10 protein-coding genes are annotated in these 17,880 nt (G+C 35.0%); all 10 read right to left on the reverse strand.

What is annotated here, in order from left to right; genetic code table 11:
* Positions 1 to 602 precede the first annotated feature (602 nt).
* The 10 genes from TYM08_RS14215 to TYM08_RS14260 all read right to left on the reverse strand — a co-directional run bounded on the left by TYM08_RS14215 (position 603) and on the right by TYM08_RS14260 (position 17,820).
* Positions 603 to 1,634 (reverse strand): hypothetical protein, encoded by a 1,032-nt coding sequence (locus TYM08_RS14215; protein WP_422379811.1) that lies wholly within the window; start codon positions 1,632 to 1,634, stop codon positions 603 to 605.
* Between the two features lie 125 nt (positions 1,635 to 1,759).
* Positions 1,760 to 2,761 carry a hypothetical protein gene (locus tag TYM08_RS14220; RefSeq protein WP_422379812.1) on the reverse strand — a complete coding sequence of 334 codons (1,002 nt, stop codon included), beginning with the start codon at positions 2,759 to 2,761 and terminating at the stop codon, positions 1,760 to 1,762.
* 73 nt (positions 2,762 to 2,834) lie between these two features.
* Complete coding sequence (locus TYM08_RS14225; protein WP_422379813.1) at positions 2,835 to 4,643, reverse strand: phage baseplate assembly protein V; 1,809 nt, start codon at positions 4,641 to 4,643, stop codon at positions 2,835 to 2,837.
* A 163-nt stretch (positions 4,644 to 4,806) separates the two neighbouring features.
* A complete protein-coding gene (gene ltrA / locus TYM08_RS14230; protein WP_422379814.1) occupies positions 4,807 to 6,147 on the reverse strand; it encodes a group II intron reverse transcriptase/maturase in 1,341 nt (446 codons plus the stop codon).
* Positions 6,148 to 7,228: 1,081 nt separating this feature from the next.
* The gene (locus tag TYM08_RS14235) at positions 7,229 to 7,666 is read right to left on the reverse strand and encodes a hypothetical protein (protein WP_422379815.1); all 438 of its coding nucleotides are present in this window, start codon (positions 7,664 to 7,666) and stop codon (positions 7,229 to 7,231) included.
* Positions 7,667 to 7,994: 328 nt separating this feature from the next.
* Positions 7,995 to 9,335, reverse strand: a complete 1,341-nt coding sequence (gene ltrA, locus TYM08_RS14240; protein WP_422379814.1) for a group II intron reverse transcriptase/maturase — start codon at positions 9,333 to 9,335, stop codon at positions 7,995 to 7,997.
* 591 nt (positions 9,336 to 9,926) lie between these two features.
* Complete coding sequence (locus tag TYM08_RS14245) at positions 9,927 to 10,373, reverse strand: hypothetical protein (RefSeq protein ID WP_422379816.1); 447 nt, start codon at positions 10,371 to 10,373, stop codon at positions 9,927 to 9,929.
* 95 nt (positions 10,374 to 10,468) lie between these two features.
* Positions 10,469 to 13,693: a type VI secretion system Vgr family protein gene (locus TYM08_RS14250; RefSeq protein WP_422379817.1), complete on the reverse strand. Its 3,225-nt coding sequence runs from the start codon at positions 13,691 to 13,693 to the stop codon at positions 10,469 to 10,471.
* Positions 13,694 to 13,838: 145 nt separating this feature from the next.
* Complete coding sequence (tssH, locus tag TYM08_RS14255) at positions 13,839 to 16,490, reverse strand: type VI secretion system ATPase TssH (RefSeq protein ID WP_422379818.1); 2,652 nt, start codon at positions 16,488 to 16,490, stop codon at positions 13,839 to 13,841.
* 877 nt (positions 16,491 to 17,367) lie between these two features.
* The gene (locus tag TYM08_RS14260) at positions 17,368 to 17,820 is read right to left on the reverse strand and encodes a hypothetical protein (RefSeq protein WP_422379819.1); all 453 of its coding nucleotides are present in this window, start codon (positions 17,818 to 17,820) and stop codon (positions 17,368 to 17,370) included.
* Positions 17,821 to 17,880 lie beyond the last annotated feature (60 nt).

The raw sequence follows: 17,880 nt of genomic DNA on the forward strand, positions 1-17,880 counted from the left end.
ACTTATTTAGCTTGGTTATATGATTTTGAGCTGAATTATACTGAAATTTGGGGGAGAATGTATGATTAATTAGCCCCAACAGATTGATTATTTTTTAACCAATCAACAACTTTATTCTTTAAACAATCATTTTTAACTGAATTCAAACCTCCTTTTATATTCTGTTATTTTTTAATTTATTACATAAAAACAGGGCTAACCTAAAAGCAATAATTGACTAGTCAATTCACATTCCATCAAACTCACACCATCGTAAATTCATACAAAAAATAGTACCAAGATTAAATCTAGACTTCACACATCATGACTGACTGCGATAAATGAAGCCATGATTTGACGCGATTCATTTAGATTAAGGAACTTCTCATTTAGAAATATTTTTTCAACGAGTTAGTTAGACACAAAGTGCACGGCGGTTGTCGAAGTGAAATGACTGGTTCTTTTCGAGACGATCAAAAGTTTTATGTTCCTGCAAAACCAGAGAATTACTAAGACACCCATACCAAATTAGCAACCTCAACTTATAGATTGTTAAACAAATAATTGCCAATTACTATTTTATCCATAATATTAATTAACACTAGCTTTACAACCAAGCTAATTTAATCAATAGTTTCTTCGATTATTTCTATTGTTGAATCCATTGTTTTGCTATTAAAAAACTCTAAAATCTCGTCGTAATCTGTAACAATATATCTATACACTCTTCTCCCTCCATTTACTCTAACACTCTTTGACTTAACTATTTTGTATTCCGCCCATCCATTTTTTGAATAAAACTGAAGACAATATGATGACTCAGAATTCAAACCCTGTTTAATGTTACGATGTATTATCCTCAACTCCCCACTGAACCCTTTTTTGTAAAACATAAAAATATTATAAAACACCAAAACAGTAGCAAATAAATATAAACCATTAACTGTAAAAATATTATTTATTATTAAATGAACCACATAAAAAAACACAAACACAATAGAGAATATAATTATTCCTACATCACCATCATTTTTACTTTTAAATACCTCACCATTTACAAAATTAGTAGTTTTTCGTGGTATGTAAATTTTATTAATATACAAATATTTAAAAATCTCCATAAATCCAATATTTATTACACGTTTTTTACTTGAAATAATTATTTTTTCTGTAATTACTTTTTCTCTTGTTAACCGATCAAATTCAGCCTTAGCTTTATTTTCCATATCATTACCCTTAAAATCTTTATACCGCGTCCAATTTGCTTTATCAGTAGATATTAATGATTTACTAAATGAAAAACATTGCTGAATTTGAATATACTGATTAGTTTCCTTCTCACTTTTCTCAGTAATTTTAACTATTTTGTAATATTTACTTCTATTTTTCCTCCACAAATAAATTATTAGTACACATGTAATAATTAACAAATATAAAGGCAACTTCCAAAGCACAATCATATGACTAAGTTCTGGATTATTGATATCTTCAAAGTCTTCGAATACAGGAAAAGCAGCAACTATAAAAACCAAACCAACAAATCTAATAAAAATATCCCTATGCATTAAATATTTCTTTTTTAGTGTAGGTCGGATTGAATTATATCGATAATCTGATCTTTTATTTTTATTATTTTTTTTCATTTTAATACCCATTAATTTCCCCCCCCTGCACCCATAAATATAACTGGGTACGAGGATGATTTTATTTCATATATCAAACTAAACCAACATGGCTGTCCCTTGTTGTTGCTGGCCCCCTCTTTAGACCTAATTCAACTCTAATCTGCAATACTTATATTTTCATTCAATGTTTGTTTATTAAAAAACGTTAAGAGCTTATCATATTTCTCTACAGAAATTTCACACCCGCCCTTGCCTCTTTCGTTCGAAACATATTTCATATGAGTTATTCTATAATCACACCAATCATTATTTAAATATAACTGAAGGTGATATGTTGATTGAAAACATAACCCCTGCCTAACATCACGTTTTATTATCCTTAAATCCCCATTGTATTTATTTATTACAACCTTAAAAATATAAAAAAGTACAATTCCAACCACAATTAAATGGACACAATCCATTGTAAACATAATATCAACCAAAAAGTTAACTATATAAAAAAACATAAATATTAATGCATAAACAATAAGCATACCATCGCTTTTACTCCCGAAAAATAATTTCGCTCTCTCCCTGGAATATTTTAAATTGATATGAAATTTATTGTTAAAAATATATTTAAAAAACTCCATCACTCCCATCTTTTTTATTCGGATCTTACTTGATTCAACAACAGTTTCAGTAATTTCTTTTTCCATAGTCAACCTATCAAAATCAATCATAGCATCTCTTTGCTCATCGATCTCTCTAAGATCTACCCAATTTGATTTATCAGTAGGTCCTAACGACTTATTAAATGAAAAACACTGAACAATTTTATAATAATGCTTGGATTTTAATTTTTTATTAGTCACCTTTACTATTTTATAATATTTACATCTACTTACTCTCCATAGGTAAAATATTAGCGCACAAGTAACAATCAACAGATAAAATGGAAGTTTCCAAATAACAACCATATGACTAAGTTCTGGATTATTGATATCTTCAATATTGTCAAATACTGGAAAAAAAGCAACGATCATGATCAAACTAAGATAACGAAAAAATATATCCCTAGGCATTAAATATTTCTTTTTTAGGGTCGGTCGAATTATATCAAAACACCCAGTCATGGTTTTATTTTTATTACGTTTTCGCATATTTTTACTCATTAATCCCCCCCCTGAATACATAAATATAACAGGGTACGGGGATGATTTTATTTTATATTACAAACTAAAGAAATCACACAACTTTCAGCACACCACCTTTTCCAATCTTAACTGCTTTACCATTAATTACTGCATTTTTTGTAGTAATAGTAAGATTATCAGGATTGAAATTTATTGTATGTTTACCATTTGATAGATGTAATTTTTGATTCTTTTTAGTTTGAATATGAACACCACCTGTTGATCTTAGTTCGATTTTTTGTTTTTCAAATTTTTTAGACTTTAAAATAATTTCTCCTCCTTTTTCACCAGCACCTTTGGCAGAACTAATTTCTACTTTATTATCATCCATTGTGAATAAACACCCAGCTTCATCACCTTTAATATCCCAATCACCTTCAGATTTTAATTTTTCCACATCAAGTTTTGTACCAATTTTAACCATGTTCTCATTCATAAAAATTTCATTTTTAATTATTTTTCCATCACCTATTGCCATACCAATAAAATCTTCTTGCATGACAAATTGTGATGGTCTCAAATGTTCCTCTTTTTGATTCTGTATATTTTCTTTCATTATTCTAGTTAAAACAGCAGCCATGGCCATGCTAGCCCCGTGCCCAAGACCTACATATGGCGCAGTCCCTTTACCTGACAAACCGCCTGATACAGTAACACCACAACCAATTGCAGCCAATCCTGCCCCCCATAATTTAATATTTGAGAGTTCTTTTTTCACATCAACAGTGGGATTTGCGTCCTTATCCACCACCATTTCAATTTTTTCAATAGCTTGTGTAAAGCTACTACTTGAAAAAGCATGATCCTCTTTTTCTACCCAATCATAGTTATTTTCTTTACCAAATTTAATTGAATTATCACCTTTAAACGAAATAGTTTGATCAAACCCAAACTCAACTTTCCCTCCCCATGACAGAGAAGTACTCATACCAACCATCGCATCCATTTTAAAACCTGCAAAAAATGTTTCTACATCGCCATAAGAGTAGGTATCTGAGCTGATATGCTCCACACAGGTTCTACGCCAGCCATAACCGGTATCATAAAATGATAAATGGTGTAAAGGTCCCGCATCTTCCGTACTCAAACTGCCTTTATTTATAATTAATTTATAAGGGCCGCCATTAATTATTTCGGTTTTTTTGCCTTCAGTTACAGTTGTTCTATTTCCTGAAGTGTAATCAACCCATCCAGTGCCTGCTGTGTCAATAACAGCCTCTCTGCCATCATTCAAATCTTGTCCGGTATATTTTATTATTTCCGAAGAACTTTCTCCGCCCATCCTCAAATATGAAACACCCGGTCTTAATGTTGGCTCGGTTTCACCAGTAATTTTTCTAGAAGACATATAAGGCACATTAATTTTAAAGTTGTTTGACCCTTCATTTTTATAAGTTTCTTGTGATTCAATTGTTTTATTATTTGTGATTATGACTTCATTTTGTTTTTGTTTTTCTAATTCAGAATAATGTTGAACTTCGATTGATTTTTTATTGTTGTTTATATCATCGTTCTTTATTTCTCTGTTATTTATTAAATCTGATTTATTTATATTTTGGTTATTTTGCTGCTGCGCAGCACCACCAGATGATGTGATCGCAGTAGATTCTTTATTCTCAACGCCATCATTAAAGCTCATCGTAATACCACTGTTGGTTCTTATGATATTACTTTGACTGTTTGCTGATGTTGTAATGGCTGGTTTAGCTGGATTATGTACTGCGCCTACAATAATTGGACGGTCCACATCACCATTTATACAGGAAATGATTACTTCGGTATCTTTAATCAGTGGAAAACTGATTCCTGTATGTTCACCTGCTGAAGGTTGTGCCATTCTCACCCATCTTGATGATTGCATAAAAAAAGGGGGTCAAAGCTTGACTTCGGACATCGCTAGTGTGTTCCTGCGGTCTGAAGTCAAATAGAGTAGAAGACAGCCACATCTAAAAAAACATGACAGCCTCCCCTCATCAAACCGTACGTGCGGTTCTCCCGCATACGGCTTTCCGATATCCTTCTTCTCAAGCATGCACAACTTTCCAACGCGGTTTTACTGGTGGCTGATACAACCCTAAATAACCGTACAAATACTGCCTTGGAAATTTATGATAACTCGCCCCTCTATTTCTCACCTTGTGTCTGTACCTTAGTTGGTGTCGCAGACTTTCTTCCATATAGTATCGGATCTTCTTTATTTTTCGATGACCGTAACCATAATAAAAATAATTGCACCAGCCTCTGACTGTTGCATTTAATTGTCTAACCACTTCATTTATCGGTACTGGATTCATCGCTCTTCGAGTGTAAAATTTAATCTTCTCACTTACTTTTTTCATCGGTTTCTGTGACGGCTCAACCATCGGGAATACTTTTCCTGATTGTTTGCTTTTTGCCATTGAAATTTCAAAACCTAGAAAATTAAACTTCTCTTTTAGCGAATCTACCACTTCAGTTTTGTCTCCATTAAGTTGTAAATCTAATTTACCCAAAACTTGTGTTAACACTTTATATGATGCATCTGTTTCATTTTTACAAAGAATCACTAAATCGTCAGCGTATCGGACTATTTTCGCTTTTAATTTAAATGCTAAATTGTGTTTGTCCCATATTCTATCCAATACATCCAGATAGATATTGGCCAATAATGGCGAGATAACACCACCTTGAGGTGTGCCTAATTTACTTTTCTTACCACCTGCAATAACCGTTTGTTTTCCGCTCTTTTCTACTTTGATCACCACCGACTTTAACCATTGATTTAATAACGCTAATACTTTCTTATCAGAAACTCTCAGCGATACTAACTTCATGAGCTTAACGTGCGCGATGGTATCAAAGTATTTCGACAGGTCAGCATCAATCACTTGTGTATGTCCCGATCTTAACGATTGAGTAATACTGTTCATGGCTTGATGAGCCGATCGATTAGGACGAAATCCGTAACTGTTATTACTGAAGCCCGATTCAAAAATTGGTTCAATGACAATTTTAACAGCCATTTGGATGATTCGATCTTCAATATTCGGGATACCCAACGGACGAGTTTCGCCATTACCTTTCGGTATGTCGACACGTTTAATTGGACTGGATTGATAGGAATTAAATTTAAGCTTAGATTGTAAAATATTTAAGTAACGCCACTTTGATATTTCTCGTTCTATTGTTTCAAATGTCACCCGATCTAAACCAGGTTTGCCATTGTTTTTCTTAACAAGTTCGTAAGCATATTGCAGGACATCCAAACGATAAACCTTGTCATAGATTGAATAAAAGCAAAATGTGGATTGTTGTTTGGCTTTTTGAAATAGTTTCCTCTGAAGGTCACCGACTCGTTTTTTCAAACTGGAAGATGTTAATAGCATAATGCAATCATCTGAGCCTTTTCCTCTTTGGTTACATGAATAAAGTAGAGCCACTTCCCTTGGGTGTCGTTATGTTGTCGCTCACCCTCAAACGGTACTATTAGCCCCTCTGACTTCCAATAAAGCCCGTCATCATTTCGCTCTTCGCTTATAAATGACCGTTGATTCTGCAAAAATCACCTTATTGGATCTCCCGTCCTGCACAATGTATCTTCCACCACATACCACTCTTATAACCCCGAAGGACTCTTTCGTTCATGCTCATTAAACATGTTTGTGACTGTCTAAAAAAGACAGATTAGAAATCATATTTTTGATTGAAAGATGACAGCTTTCCCCTTCAAATCAGAGAGTCAGCGTCCTTATTTAGTTAACGAGGCTAAACAGATTCACTTGCGTTGCGGTCTGCGGTTTCGCCTTTGAAAAACTTACAGCATCCAATTACTTGAACACTGCTTTTCAGTGCTACCTAGGTGAATGAGTAATTCCTAGGACAGGACTTTAACCCGCTAGATATATTGCCGGTAACGGCGTACGATTTGACCCTATTGAATTTCTTGACCCTATTGAATTTCAGGTCAAAGGGTCAGCGTCCTTATTTGGTTAACGAGGCGCTATTAAATTCAAAAGAGTAGATTCACTTGCGTTGCGGTCTGCGGTTTTGCCTTTGAAAAACTTACAGCATCCAATTACTTGAACACTGCTTTTCAGTGCTACCTAGGTGAATGAGTAATTCCTAGGACAGGACTTTAACCTGCTAGATATATTGCCGGTAAAGGCGTACGATTTGACCCTATTGAATTTCCAGCAAATTCAATTCTTAACGGCCTAGCCATACATTACCCGCCCATAATTCAAATACATTAGTATAAGTTAATATCGCGCCACGTCAAATGTAAGGCCTGACCCCAAAAGTATTTATGACCCTAATTTTTTTAGGATAGATCAAAATGGTTGAATGGCCATTTTTTATTTGTGTCTAAATATTTCAAACGTGTGTGTCAGACTAATGAGACAATAAGTTTGTTTAAATTGAGGCTTTTCAAAGTTTAGGAGGTTCCTTGTTATTTACCCTAAATGATTAATATGTATTAATTAAGAATTTCAATATCACTTGTGAAGTATCTATTTTCAAAATCAATAGCACTACTAATAATGGGAGCAATAACACAAGTAATTTATACTCAACATGTTTATTACCTTTAATATATTTAAAAAGTACAGAGCCGACCCCTAATAAAAATACATATAAAATAATTGCAAATATGTATATAAAAAACCAAAACTCTCTTAAATAACTCTCCCCGGCTAGCTGGATATAATATGTGAACTGAGTACCACTATTAGAACCAAATTGATAGCTATAAGTTTCATAAGTTATATTTGAATTAATAATCCAACCAACAGGAATAGTAAAAATCTCTGGGACAGATATTCCCATTAACACTATAAATATCGTTATCCAAAATACATATTTACCATTTTCTTTCAACAATTCTTTATATGATTTATTTTTCATACATTAACCTCCTTCAATCTAATTAGTGGACAACTACATTCTCTAACATTGGTACTTTATTTTAATAGCTACATGCACCATTTTTATAATTAATGTTTCATATTATAAAAAATGGAGCACCTAGAAAAAAGGGGGTCAAAGCTTGACTTCGGACATCACTAGAAAGAAAAAGGGGGGTCAAAGCTTGACTTCGGACATCACTAGTGCGTTCCTGCGGTCTGAAGTCAAATAGAGTAGAAGACAGCCACATCTAAAAAAACATGACAGCCTCCCCTCATCAAACCGTACGTGCGGTTCTCCCGCATACGGCTTTCCGATATCCTTCTTCTCAAGCATGCACAACTTTCCAACGCGGTTTTACTGGTGGCTGATACAACCCTAAATAACCGTACAAATACTGCCTTGGAAATTTATGATAACTCGCCCCTCTATTTCTCACCTTGTGTCTGTACCTTAGTTGGTGTCGCAGACTTTCTTCCATATAGTATCGGATCTTCTTTATTTTTCGATGACCGTAACCATAATAAAAATAATTGCACCAGCCTCTGACTGTTGCATTTAATTGTCTAACCACTTCATTTATCGGTACTGGATTCATCGCTCTTCGAGTGTAAAATTTAATCTTCTCACTTACTTTTTTCATCGGTTTCTGTGACGGCTCAACCATCGGGAATACTTTTCCTGATTGTTTGCTTTTTGCCATTGAAATTTCAAAACCTAGAAAATTAAACTTCTCTTTTAGCGAATCTACCACTTCAGTTTTGTCTCCATTAAGTTGTAAATCTAATTTACCCAAAACTTGTGTTAACACTTTATATGATGCATCTGTTTCATTTTTACAAAGAATCACTAAATCGTCAGCGTATCGGACTATTTTCGCTTTTAATTTAAATGCTAAATTGTGTTTGTCCCATATTCTATCCAATACATCCAGATAGATATTGGCCAATAATGGCGAGATAACACCACCTTGAGGTGTGCCTAATTTACTTTTCTTACCACCTGCAATAACCGTTTGTTTTCCGCTCTTTTCTACTTTGATCACCACCGACTTTAACCATTGATTTAATAACGCTAATACTTTCTTATCAGAAACTCTCAGCGATACTAACTTCATGAGCTTAACGTGCGCGATGGTATCAAAGTATTTCGACAGGTCAGCATCAATCACTTGTGTATGTCCCGATCTTAACGATTGAGTAATACTGTTCATGGCTTGATGAGCCGATCGATTAGGACGAAATCCGTAACTGTTATTACTGAAGCCCGATTCAAAAATTGGTTCAATGACAATTTTAACAGCCATTTGGATGATTCGATCTTCAATATTCGGGATACCCAACGGACGAGTTTCGCCATTACCTTTCGGTATGTCGACACGTTTAATTGGACTGGATTGATAGGAATTAAATTTAAGCTTAGATTGTAAAATATTTAAGTAACGCCACTTTGATATTTCTCGTTCTATTGTTTCAAATGTCACCCGATCTAAACCAGGTTTGCCATTGTTTTTCTTAACAAGTTCGTAAGCATATTGCAGGACATCCAAACGATAAACCTTGTCATAGATTGAATAAAAGCAAAATGTGGATTGTTGTTTGGCTTTTTGAAATAGTTTCCTCTGAAGGTCACCGACTCGTTTTTTCAAACTGGAAGATGTTAATAGCATAATGCAATCATCTGAGCCTTTTCCTCTTTGGTTACATGAATAAAGTAGAGCCACTTCCCTTGGGTGTCGTTATGTTGTCGCTCACCCTCAAACGGTACTATTAGCCCCTCTGACTTCCAATAAAGCCCGTCATCATTTCGCTCTTCGCTTATAAATGACCGTTGATTCTGCAAAAATCACCTTATTGGATCTCCCGTCCTGCACAATGTATCTTCCACCACATACCACTCTTATAACCCCGAAGGACTCTTTCGTTCATGCTCATTAAACATGTTTGTGACTGTCTAAAAAAGACAGATTAGAAATCATATTTTTGATTGAAAGATGACAGCTTTCCCCTTCAAATCAGAGAGTCAGCGTCCTTATTTAGTTAACGAGGCTAAACAGATTCACTTGCGTTGCGGTCTGCGGTTTCGCCTTTGAAAAACTTACAGCATCCAATTACTTGAACACTGCTTTTCAGTGCTACCTAGGTGAATGAGTAATTCCTAGGACAGGACTTTAACCTGCTAGATATATTGCCGGTAACGGCGTACGATTTGACCCTATTGAATTTCTCAATCGTGTGTTTCAGACTAATAGACAATGTCATTAAGCAACAAATTCCAAAATTGTATATGATAAATCAATTTTTAGTAAAATTAGAAAAATATAAGAAGGTGACCATATTATGAAAACTCTAAAACTAATCAACCATAATTTCTTTATCATGGTCGAGATTAAAACCAATATGGATATAATTGCTCCAAAAAAAATGGCACCAATTATATTGTAAGAAAGTGCATTTATTGGTTTCATTATGCCTTCATTTATCTGGTAGAAACTGGAAATTATATTCCCTGAAACAGAACCATATTGATAACTTTCACTAGTTTGGGTTACAACTGAATTAGTAAGCCAACTTAATGGTACTGTAAGTATTTGCTCAATTGACATTGAGGATAATAACAAAACAATAAACAATAAACTGAATACAATACCATTAATTGCCAATATAGTTTTAAAAGTATTTTTAATTACAAAATCATGCACAATCATATTTTTCACTCTTCATATTGTATTATCCTCTCAAAAACCGTTATAAATCAAAATGATTTTCTATATATTTAATCCAATTAAATAGATTACATATTTTATTCAACTGTTAATGAACTACTTTTACCCAATTTACATTTACCAGTAGATTTAATATCATCAGCTTTTATATTAATACTTTTTTTCTTTATAGTTATAGTTTGATTACTATTAGAGATCTTTAAATCTTCTCCATCTTTAGCTCGAAGCTGTACATTTCCTTTTTTATAAAATTTAATAAATTGTTCTTTATCAAATGTGCTTAATTCAATTTCACCGCCTTTACCCGAACGAATATAGGTTTTCTTTTCGTCCATATTTAAAAAACTACCCTCACATTTATTATCAACCACTTCAATTTCTGATTGGCTATCAAATTTATTTTTCTTTAAACCCGTTCCTATCGTAACTTTTTCATTATCTAAATAAACTTGATTATTTACTTTACTGCCATCCCCTACTGCCAAACTTGATAAAACTTTATCCATTTTTAATTGAGAATTTCTTTTTTCGGGTGTAAACCCTTTACTAACCTTACTATTTTTATTTGCAACTTTTGCTGCTAAGGCTAATAAACCTGCTGATAGTAACCAGCCGCCACCTGAAGATAATTTCTGTGCCGCTATATCTTCAATATCTCCACCGCCATCACTTGCACCTACCATACCTAAAGCAAAACCTCCCAGAGCTGCAACTGTAGAAACACCAGCCACACCATTTTTTGAAAAATCTTCGAAATCAGTATTTAGCGTATCATGATTAGCAACATACAAATCAACCTTATCATCAGCACCTTTTGAAACTTCTTTGGAAATTGACGTTATTGCCCCTTTAGTCCACGTAAGGTCAAGTGAAGCACCTACATTTACTTTCACATCAGCACAAACAGAAACTTGGGTACCTGTAGAAATATCAGTTTTCACACCTCCAAAATATGATGTAACTGACCCTATTATACCTTCTATTTTACCTCCTAAGATAAACTCTTCTTTATAGTCTCTTAGAAATTTACTTTGTTTAGTATTATCGACTGTGACCACTTTTGTTTTATCAGTACTTTCATCATATGAAATAACTTTTTTATAAGCAATTTTTTTCTTACTTTCCTCAGGTGTTGGGCTATACACAACAAAAGTACTTTTCCCACCATTAATAATTTCCGTTTTTTCACCATCAGTAACTGTAGTTCTATTCCCAGAAGTATAATCAACCCAACTAGAATTTTTTGTATTTATTTCAACATTTTCAGGGCTCGTTTGAGTATTACCTGCTCCATATTCAATTTTCTCACCTTCCCCATGGTTCCCCATTCTTAAATACGAAAACCCTTTTTTAGCTTCATCCACTACCCCAGTTTTATGATCCATATGCAAATAAGGCACATGCAATTTAAAATTATTCCCCTTACCTAATTGTTCATTCATTACATAATTATCTTGTTGCGTTAATAACACTTCTTGCTGTTGTTGCATTTCTAAAGATTGAACTGATGTTTGATTTATCACATTAAAGTCTTCAACTAATACTTTTTCTGTTTCGTCTAACTTAATATTGACACTATTATTTATCACTGAATATTTTTGTGTGTCTTTAATCTTTATTGAAGGTTCAGTATCAATTTCTTTTTCATGAAGTGCATTTTCACTAGTTTTTACATTTGAGTGTGTTCGGATATTTTCTACTGGCTCAATACGTTGATTGCCTTGCTGCCCATTTGATGAACCATTTGATTGTTGTGCGACTCCTTCACCATCGTTAAAACTCATGGTGATACCACTATGAGTTTTAATTATTGCGCTTCTGTTGTTATTTATATTGGTAGGGCTTCTATGTTCTGGGTTTGGAACGACACCAATAATAATTGGACGGTCAACGTCACCATCTATGCATGCCCAAATTATTTCTGTACCTTTTAAAATCGGAAAACTGAAACCAGCATTTGCTCCACCATAAGGTTGTGCCATTCTTATACGTTTTGATTTTTGACCTTCTGCAGTATCACTGATATCAAAAGGCATTCTTACTAAATAACGTCCCATCTCATCAAGATCGGCCCTAGTTCCGTCTTGTTCAGAATCAATAAAGCCATTCATTATTCCATACATTTTTGGAACTGCTGTATTTCGAATAGGCCTAAATTGTATGTCTGCTTCTGTTGATTCAAACTCATTATAATATTCTGTAGCACCTACATTTCCAGATGGATCTATCACTTGTTCCCCAAAATGATTTACCTTAGTCAGCAAATAATTAAAATCTTGTTTTATAGTTGAAATCATTAAAACTGATGCTGATTTTAAAGTGAATATATGACCCGCACTAAAACGTGGATTAAGCCCTTTGCCTTCAATACTGTTCATACGACAGGCTGACTCTTGTGTCCGTATTTCAGTAATCTTTTCTAATTCCTGAGGTGATTTACAATGTTCTCCATAGGTTTGTAAAACGCCAATTCCATTTGAGCTGCCTGTTATTTGCGCCTGCTGATTCACATGACTTTGCGTAAAACTAAAATCAGTTGAAATAACATTCGAGAGCACATGATTATGAATTTTATTTAATTCATAAATAATATTTTGTTGCGCTGATTTCACATTATAATCAGGGTTATAAACTGCAACAGAATCACCAGTTATTGGAAAGTCATCCATTTGATCACAAAAAACAATTCGCTCTTTATCTTCGAGTTGTTCAAAATAATAATAAATACCATGATGTTCAAGTAGCCTTGAAATAAACGCAAAATCTGATTCATTATATTGAACTTTATATTCTATTACGTCTAATTCTTCTTCTAATAAAAAGACAACATCATCTGATGACTCCCCTAATTGTGCTTTAGCCTGTGGGTTATCAGATACGACTAATCCATTTGGCGCTTCAAGTACTTCGTTTATTATTTCAATAATATTTTTATTTTGGAATATACGATATTGAGATGACTGGGTTGATACCCAAAGCTTAGGAGATAAAATAATTTTATAACGATATAACACCCCTTTATCGTCATCAAGTTTGATTGGCTTTAATTGACAAAATCTAGAAACCACTCCATGAATTTTTCTTTCAACTACATTCGAGTCAGTAATTAGATCTTTTTCACCAATAATTAAAGTACAATTGCTGCCCATAAAATCTTCATGTTCAATTTCATGATTTTTAACAGTTAATATGATCTCATACCTATATAATTCAGAAATTTCTTCTGTGCCTGAGAATTTTTCAACTACAAGTAGATCATTATTAATGCACCCTGAAGAAGTTTCAAATCTAAATTCATACATACTAAATACCTTTTAAATTTTGTAATTAATTACCGATTTCAATCATGCTTTTTTATTTTAAAATACTTAAAATTCACATAAATCTAATAAATTTTAATTATTAGATTAAATCCCCTTCGAGTTAATCCGAAGGGGGGATGTTCATTTAAACCATCACAAACTCATACTCAAACGTATTCGCTTTTTCGCCTTCGCCCACACTCACTGTCACAGTATCAATATCACCCTCTTCTAACATTTTGTTTAAAAATGCTTCTGATAAATCTGGCAAAATCGTATTGTTTATAATTTGATAAATATTACGCGCACCTGAGTCGACTTCGGTGCAGCGTTGTACGATATTAATGGCAACTTCGTCGGTAAATGTTAGTGTCGCGCTGTAGTTGTCTTTTACGCGTTTGCTTAGTTTACCTAATTGAATTTTGGTGATATTTAACAATACGTCATCTTCTAATGGTAAGTATGGTATCACTTTGATTCGGCCTAAAAATGCAGGTTTATACGCGCCTAATAAGTCATCACGAATCGCTTCTGATAAACCTTGTTCGTCTGGCATTGGCTGTCCAGATTTTTTAAGGTTCATGATGGTGTCGGTGCCAACATTGGATGTCATGATGATGATGCAGTTTTTAAAATCGATGTCTCGACCTTCTCCATCTTTTAACATGCCTTTATCAAACACTTGGAAGAAAATATCGTGCACACCTGGATGCGCTTTTTCCATTTCGTCTAATAATACGACGCTGTAAGGTTTGCGACGTACGGCTTCGGTTAAGATGCCACCTTCGCCGTATCCTACGTAACCTGGAGGCGAGCCTAACAATAACGATACTTTGTGCTCTTCTTTAAACTCTGACATGTTAATGACTGTCACGTTTGCTTCGCTGCCGTATACGTTTTCGGCTAAGGTTAATGCAGTTTCTGTTTTACCTACCCCACTGGTGCCTGCCAACATAAACACACCAATTGGGCGACTTGGGTCGGTTAATTTCGCTTTTGAGGTTTGTACGATTTTGGTGATGGCTTTTAGTGCGTGGTCTTGGCCCACTACTCGTTCGCGCATGCGATCTTCTAAATCTAATATGCCTTGTACTTCATCTGATTGCATACGCCCTACTGGAATGCCTGTCCAGTCTGCTACCACTTCGGCAATCACTTGGGCATCGACGGATTCAAATACCATGGGTTGGTTGTTTTGTAATTCTGATAATTGCGTTTGTTTCGCTTTTAAGTCTGCAGCTAATGTTTTGATTTTGTCTTGGTCGGGCTCTTGCGCTGCAAACTGTTCTTTTAGTTCGTCTTTTACGGCGCTGATTTCTTTTACTAACGCTAATTCGCTTTCAAGCAATGTTTGTAATTCGGACAGTTGTTTTTCTAATACGATGTCGTCTTCTTGGATGTCTTGAATTTGTTGTTCGTATTCACCTGTGACGATATTTTCACGCTCTAAGGAGGTTAACTCGGTTTTGTTTTTGAATAATTTGTAATTTAATTCTTCAATTCTTGCGGGTACGCCTGCTTGAGATAATTGCACGCGCGCACAGGCAGTATCTAATAAGCCAATGGCTTTGTCTGGCAGTTGACGACCTGTAATGTATCGATCAGACAATTGCACCGCTGCGATGACCGCTTCGTTTAAAATATCAACACTGTGATGTTTCATCATGGTGCCTGATAAGCCGCGTAACATTTGAATGGCTTTTTCGGTTGATGGTTCTTCAATTTTAACCACTTGAAAACGACGCGCTAATGCTGGATCTTTTTCAAAGTATTTTTTATATTCTGCCCATGTAGTTGCAGCAATGGTACGTAACTCGCCACGAGCTAACGCTGGCTTAATTAAGTTCGCTGCATCGCCTTGGCCGGCTGTACCACCTGCGCCAATTAATGTGTGAGCTTCATCAATAAAGATAATAATGGGTGTCGCGGATGATTGTACTTCTTTGATTACGTCTTTTAGGCGGTTTTCAAATTCGCCTTTTACGCCAGCGCCTGCTTGTAACAAGGCTAAATCTAATGTGCGTAATTCAATATTTTGCAAACTTGGTGGCACTTCGCCCGCAACGACTTTGTTTGCAAACCCTTCTACGACAGCAGTTTTACCTACGCCTGCTTCACCGGTTAAGATTGGGTTGTTTTGACGACGACGAGACAAAATATCGATGATTTGACGCACTTCATCGTCTCGACCAATCACTGGGTCAATTTTACCGTCGCGTGCACGTTGCGTTAAATTTACTGTGAATTGATCTAACGCTGGGGTTTTGCTGTTTGTGTTGTTTGAGCTGGATTGATTTGCAGAATTAGCGCCAAGTGGCTGCTCGCTTGAATCGCCAATAATCTCATTAAAGTTTAATTTTAAATGGGCTAAGTCAATTTTATCTAACTGCGCTGAAATAGGGTTGCCTGTGGTTAATGCGTTATTTTGTGACAATACAGACATTAAAATATAAACAGAGCGAATTTGAGTGTCACTGAATTCAAGTGACGCAATTGCCCAAGCTTCGTTTAGCACTTTGACTAAATGTGTTGAAAACGCTGGGGTTTCGTCGCTGCCCGTGCGTTGGTTTTCTAGGTATTTGTTGATGTCATCGACTACGGTTTCAAGAGATACGCTGTAGTAGCCAAAAATAAGATTAATGTCTGCTGTTGGCTCTTCAATTAGTTTCATCAACCAATGTTCGATCTCAACGTTTTGATGCGTTCGAGACAGGCATAAACCCGCAGCGCCTTCTAATGTGCGCTTGCAGTATTTGTTATTTTTAGAGATAAGTGTTTTAAGATTGACTTGTGACATGTCTATATCCTTTTAAGGGAGTAAGGGGCTTAACTATTTGGCTTGAGCCGATTAAAGGGTCAATTAAATAGAAACCATTAAGTGAATTTATCAAGGCAAACAATACCAAATTACCTCCATGAATACAGTAAAAAAATCCATCAATTTTTGTACATGGCTTGTATTTTTAAAAATTGCTAGTAAGAATGAAAGGCACTGGATCACCGATAACAAACCATCGAGGATGACCGATTATTTTAGTTTTTTTGTGCATCGATTGCATGCTCTTCGGCTTGGCATCCTCGATTATTTGTTCCAGACATAATTCTACTACCTAAATCGATTTAGGCATGCGTCGCTCTACCACCTAAGTCCATTTAGGCGCGCACAATTCTAATTAGTCACATCCCTTTGTCTATGAATCCCGAACCACAGATGGTTTTTTCGAATGAATCCGAAACCTACAGATTAAGGTTTGTTTTTTCACAATAAATCCCGAACTTACAGGGTCGGGATTCATTGTGAGATTTTCAACATATTTGGTTTTAATGATTGGGTTAGTTTTTTCGGAACGATTGCATGCTCCAGGCACAATTCTAATTAGTCACATCCCTGTGACGATAAATCCCGAACCTACAGGTGTGTTTTACAATTATTGAACGATCTAGGCACAATTCTAATTAGTCACATCCCTGTGTCTATGAATCCCGCACCACAGATGGTTTTTCCGAATGAATCCGGAACCTACAGAATGAGGTTAGTTTTTTCGGAATAAATCCCGAACCTACAGGTGTGTTTTACAATTATTGAACGATCTAGGCACAATTCTAGTTAGTCACATCCTTGTGTCTATGAATCTCGCACCTACTTTGATGGTGCAGGGCGAAAGGGATGGGTTTTATGCGGATTGATTGTTTCGATTAAAATCGGCTTTTACTAAATATTCCATTTTTTCAAGGGCGCTTGAATAGGAGATAAAGGCATCTAGGTAATTATCATTTTCTACGGACTTTTCTGATGCGTTTAAAAATTCTAACATTTGCATGGCTGATACAATGCCTTGCTCTTTTGAAAATAGTTCACGTACTAGCACAACTAAGTGTCCTATTCTAAAGTTGACTCCTTTTTTTTGTGCTGCGTCTATGTCGTCTTGGCTGTTAACAATCGAATATTGATCGCCTTCGATGATATACATTTTTGTTGAATCCGAAGGGATATTACGCACGTCCAACCAGTTTAATACAAACTCTTTATAATGTTTAATTCCAGCTGATATGTGGCTGTTCATTTGTTTGGTATCTTGTTTTGACTCAACTGATTGTTCAGTTTGTTTAACGGTATCTTGGGTCACTTAACACTCCTATTTTTATTAACAGTTTAAAACTTAGTTGCTAAATTTATTCAAAAAAAA

The organism is Marinicellulosiphila megalodicopiae (assembly GCF_045862395.1).
Classification (GTDB): Bacteria; Pseudomonadota; Gammaproteobacteria; order Pseudomonadales; family Natronospirillaceae; genus Marinicellulosiphila; species Marinicellulosiphila megalodicopiae.